The sequence below is a fragment of the Mesorhizobium sp. M7A.F.Ca.CA.004.12.1.1 genome (assembly GCF_003997835.1).
Classification (GTDB): Bacteria; Pseudomonadota; Alphaproteobacteria; order Rhizobiales; family Rhizobiaceae; genus Mesorhizobium.
Genome location: NZ_RZRK01000567.1, coordinates 1 through 4,033 on the forward strand (window position 1 = coordinate 1; position 4,033 = coordinate 4,033).

Annotated in this window: 4 protein-coding genes and 1 pseudogene; all 5 read left to right on the forward strand. The window is 61.6% G+C overall.

Annotated elements, in window-relative coordinates; translation table 11 throughout:
• Positions 1–226 (forward strand): annotated as a pseudogene (locus tag EN984_RS25140) (ABC transporter substrate-binding protein); the annotation flags it as partial.
• Positions 223–1,047, forward strand: a complete 825-nt coding sequence (locus tag EN984_RS25145) for an ABC transporter permease (RefSeq protein ID WP_127269855.1) — start codon at positions 223–225, stop codon at positions 1,045–1,047. The pseudogene EN984_RS25140 and the gene EN984_RS25145, both read left to right, overlap by 4 nt.
• A complete protein-coding gene (locus EN984_RS25150; RefSeq protein ID WP_127269606.1) occupies positions 1,016–1,756 on the forward strand; it encodes an ATP-binding cassette domain-containing protein in 741 nt (246 codons plus the stop codon). The genes EN984_RS25145 and EN984_RS25150 overlap by 32 nt, the downstream gene beginning before the upstream one ends.
• A 34-nt stretch (positions 1,757–1,790) precedes the next feature.
• A complete protein-coding gene (locus EN984_RS25155; protein ID WP_127269857.1) occupies positions 1,791–2,762 on the forward strand; it encodes a quinoprotein relay system zinc metallohydrolase 2 in 972 nt (323 codons plus the stop codon).
• Positions 2,763–2,879: 117 nt separating this feature from the next.
• Positions 2,880–3,743, forward strand: coding sequence for a quinoprotein dehydrogenase-associated SoxYZ-like carrier (locus EN984_RS25160; RefSeq protein WP_127269859.1), 864 nt, complete (start codon positions 2,880–2,882; stop codon positions 3,741–3,743).
• The last annotated feature ends 290 nt before the right edge of the window (positions 3,744–4,033 follow it).

The window sequence follows — 4,033 nt, forward strand, 5'->3', positions numbered from 1 at the left end:
CGATGACGAATGGCTGCGCCTGGCGCCGATCATTCGCGCGGAAGGCAAGGAACTGGAAAAGCTGCGCGATCGCTACCGCCAGGGCATTCCCAGACGGTCGGTCGCGGAGGAAGCGGCCGACGCCGGCAGGCTATACCATGTGCTGGCGGCGATCGGCGGCGCGAAACTTGTCGGCAGCGCGCCGGAAATGGCGCCCGGCACGTTCTGGCAGGATCCCCGGAAATGACCGCATTGGGAACCGACGGCACGCGTGATGCTCCGCCGAGCATGTCCGGCCGACGCAGTCTGGCGACGGCACTCATGCCCGCGCTGACTGTTGCGGTCTCCCTGCTCGGGCTTTGCCTGCTGTGGAACCTTGCGGCAAGTGTCTGGCCAAGCCGTGCCTTTCCAGGGCCTCGGCAGGTCTGGCAGGTGCTTCTCAGGGAGGCTGCGAGCGGCGACCTCTTTTACCATCTCGGCGTGACTCTCGGCCGGGTCGCCGCGGCATATATCGTCGCCATGATCATCGGATCCGTCATCGGCGTTTTGCTCGGCAGCCATCGTCGCGTCGACCGCTTTTTCAACCCATGGGTGATCCTGTTCCTCAACATCCCGGCGCTGGTGGTCATCGTCCTCGGCTACATTTGGTTCGGCCTCAACGAGGCGGCGGCGATCGGCGCGGTGGCGGTGAACAAGATCCCGAATGTCGTGGTGACGATGCGCGAAGGCGCCAGGGCGCTTGATCCAAGTTACGCCGAAATGGCCACCGTCTATCGCTTCGGCCGCCTTGAACGCATCCGCCATATCCTGCTGCCGCAATTGCAGCCCTATCTTGCCGCCGCATCGCGATCCGGCATTGCCCTCATCTGGAAGATCGTCCTGGTCGTCGAACTGCTCGGCCGCTCGAACGGTGTCGGCTTCCAGATCCATCTCTATTTCCAGCTCTTCGATGTCGCCGCCATCCTTGCCTACACGCTGGCTTTCGTGGCGGTGATGCTTGTCATTGAACTTCTCCTGGTGCAGCCCGTTGAACGACATGCAACCCGTTGGCGCCGTCGTCCCGCTTAAGGTCGACATCGCCGAAAAGACCTTCAGGTCCACGCGAGGCGTCTCGATCACGGCGCTTCAGGACCTTTCCTTCGAGGTCCGGCAAGGCGAATTCGCCTGCTTGCTGGGACCGTCGGGCTGCGGCAAAACCACGACGCTGCGTATCCTGCTTGGCTTGGACAAAGACTTTTCCGGCTCCTTTCAGTTGCCGCAAGGAGGTTCGAACCGCATCGCCGCCGTATTCCAGGAACCGACCCTGCTGCCGTGGCGAACGGTGGAACAGAATGTCAGGCTGGCGTTGCCCAAAAGCTTGAGAGCGAAAAATCTCGACGGGCTGTTCGACACGCTCGGCCTCGCCGGCATGCGCTCGCTCTATCCTGCCGAACTGTCGCTCGGCCTTGCGCGCAGGGCAGCACTTGCCAGGGCTTTCGCCACCGAGCCGGCGGTGCTTTTCCTGGACGAACCTTTTGTCTCGCTCGACGAACAGACCGCCGAGCGGCTTCGGCATCTGCTTTTGACCGTGTGGTCGGCACGGCCAACGACCGCCTTGATGGTGACGCACAATCTACGCGAGGCACTGATGCTGTCGGACCGCATCATCGTGCTCGCGCCACGGCCAACCCATGTGCTCGGCGTGTTCGACGTACGGTTGCCACGGCAACATCGCAATTCGCAGGTGATGAGCGACCTCCTGCGGTCGTTCCATCATAGATTTCCGGACGTCACCTGATCGCCTGCTGGCGAAATGCATATCGGAGGCCTTCATGTCGGTTGATCGGCTAAGACGCAGGCTTGTGAGTGGCTTCACCTGCACCGCTGCCAGCGCCGCCTTGCTGCCATGCTGCCTCGGACGAGCCGTTCTGGCCGCAGGCGGCAGCTTGCGGTTCTCGACCACGCAAATCGCCGACGGCGTCTTCGCCTTCCAGGGCGCGGATGAATTGATGACCGCCGCCAACAACGGTGCGATCTGCAATCTGGGCGCCGTCATCGGCACCGATGCGGTTGCCGTCATCGACAGCGGTGGCAGCCTGATCGAGGCGCAGGCCTTTCTCGCCGCGATCGGAAAGCTGACAGCAAAGCCGGTTCGCTTCCTGGTCAACACCCACATGCATCCCGACCACATCTTCGGCAATGCGGCATTCCGGAAGATCGGCGCGACCATCGTCGGTCACCGCAATCTGCCGCGTGCTCTCGAGGCGCGTGGAGCGTTCTATCTGCACAACTATCGCGAACAGCTTGGCGAGGCGTTGATGGAGGGGATCGAGATCGTGCCGCCGACCATGCTGGTCGACGATCGCCTGCAACTCGACCTCGGCGGGCGCATGATTGAACTGCGGGCATGGAAGGCGGCGCACACCGACAACGACCTGACCGTATTCGATACCGCGACCAGAACGCTTTTTGCCGGCGATCTCGTGTTCATGGGCTCCTTGCCGACGCTCGACGGATCACTGCTTGGATGGCTCCGCCAGATGGATGCGCTCACCGCGATCGACGCCACGCGCGTCGTTCCAGGTCATGGTCCTGTAACGGCCGACTGGCCACAGGCGCTGGCGGGGGAGCGACGCTATTTCGAGATTCTGGCGCGCGATATCCGAAAGGCGATCGCCGACGGAACGCCGCTGCGCGAAGCAGTCAAAACCGCTGGCGAAACCGAACGGGATAATTGGCACCTGTTCGACGACTACAACCAGCGCAACGCAACGGCCGCATTTGCCGAACTCGAGTGGGAATAGACGATGCCGACATGCGTCCAGCAGCTGTAAGGCACGGCGATTTGCCAAGGCGTCGCCAAAGGCTTATCCTCAACGCCAGCCTGGGCACCACCTCTCTGCATTGGTGGAGGCATCGAAATGCAAAATCACCCTTACTCGAGCCGGCAGCTCGCTTTGCCGCTCGCATCCGTTTTTGTCGCGATCATCTTGGCCATCGGCACGCTGCTCGGTTCCTCCGGAACCGCCAGCGCACAGCAAACAACCGCGTCCTCGGACAGAATCTGGCATGACTTGAAGGGCGACGTGTTCGGCGATCGGGCAATTCTGGTCGATACCGGCGTCGTCAGGATCGAAGCGCCGAAGCGGGCGCAGGATGCCGCCATCGTGCCCGTGGACATCTATCTCGATCCAGCCAAGGCGCCGGACGGCATCAAATCCGTTACCTTGATCATCGATGCCAACCCTGCACCGGTGGCGGCAACGTTCCAGCTCGGCAAGGATGCCGGCGTGACGCATCTGTCGACGCGCGTGCGCGTCAACGACTATTCCTATCTGCGTGCCATCGCTGAGACGCAGAGCGGCCAGCTCCATATGATGCAGACCTTCGTCAAGGCATCAGGCGGATGCTCCGCCCCTGCGGTCAAGAACCAGGACGAGGCCAACGCGACGATGGGTCAGATGAAGCTGCGCCAGTTCCCGCCCAAAGAGACGATGACCAAGACTGAGGAACTGCAGTTGATGATCCGGCACCCTAACAATTCGGGCCTGCAGCGGGATCCGCTGACCCAGTATTTCATACCGGCGCATTTTGTTCAGAAACTGTCGATCTCGCAAGCCGGCCGGCCGATCCTCTCCATGGAAGGTGGAATATCGATTTCGGAAGACCCCAATTTCCGGTTCGATTTCACCGTGCATGGCAACGGCGAAATCCAGGTGGAAGCGACCGACACGGATGGCAAAACATTCCGCAATCAGTGGCCCCTGGAGACAGCAGGTCTCTAAAGTATCCCTCTTGCGCCGTAATGCCGGATGCTTGCCAGCTCGATCCCCGAAGTGAAGCTCATTTCGGGAGGATCATGTCCAGGCAAAGGATGGAACTCCATCCGGCTTGCGGAGGGAGCAGGCTCTAAAAGCAGCGCACGTCGGCTTCCGACTGCGCGCGCTTCAATTCGGTACGGGCGGCCTTCGCCGGTGCGCTTTCGCGAAACAGCCCAGCGTTTTCGCCTGTGGTCAAAGACATACTCTTGAAAGTCTCGGCCCTCTCATAGTGGTCGTACGGAAGGATCGAGGCG

Coding starts and splice junctions, on each gene's coding strand:
- EN984_RS25155 (WP_127269857.1), top strand. CDS start 1,791: ATGTCGGTTGATCGGCTAAGACGCAGGCTTGTGAGTGGCTTCACCTGC.
- EN984_RS25150 (WP_127269606.1), top strand. CDS start 1,016: ATGCAACCCGTTGGCGCCGTCGTCCCGCTTAAGGTCGACATCGCCGAA.
- EN984_RS25145 (WP_127269855.1), top strand. CDS start 223: ATGACCGCATTGGGAACCGACGGCACGCGTGATGCTCCGCCGAGCATG.
- EN984_RS25160 (WP_127269859.1), top strand. CDS start 2,880: ATGCAAAATCACCCTTACTCGAGCCGGCAGCTCGCTTTGCCGCTCGCA.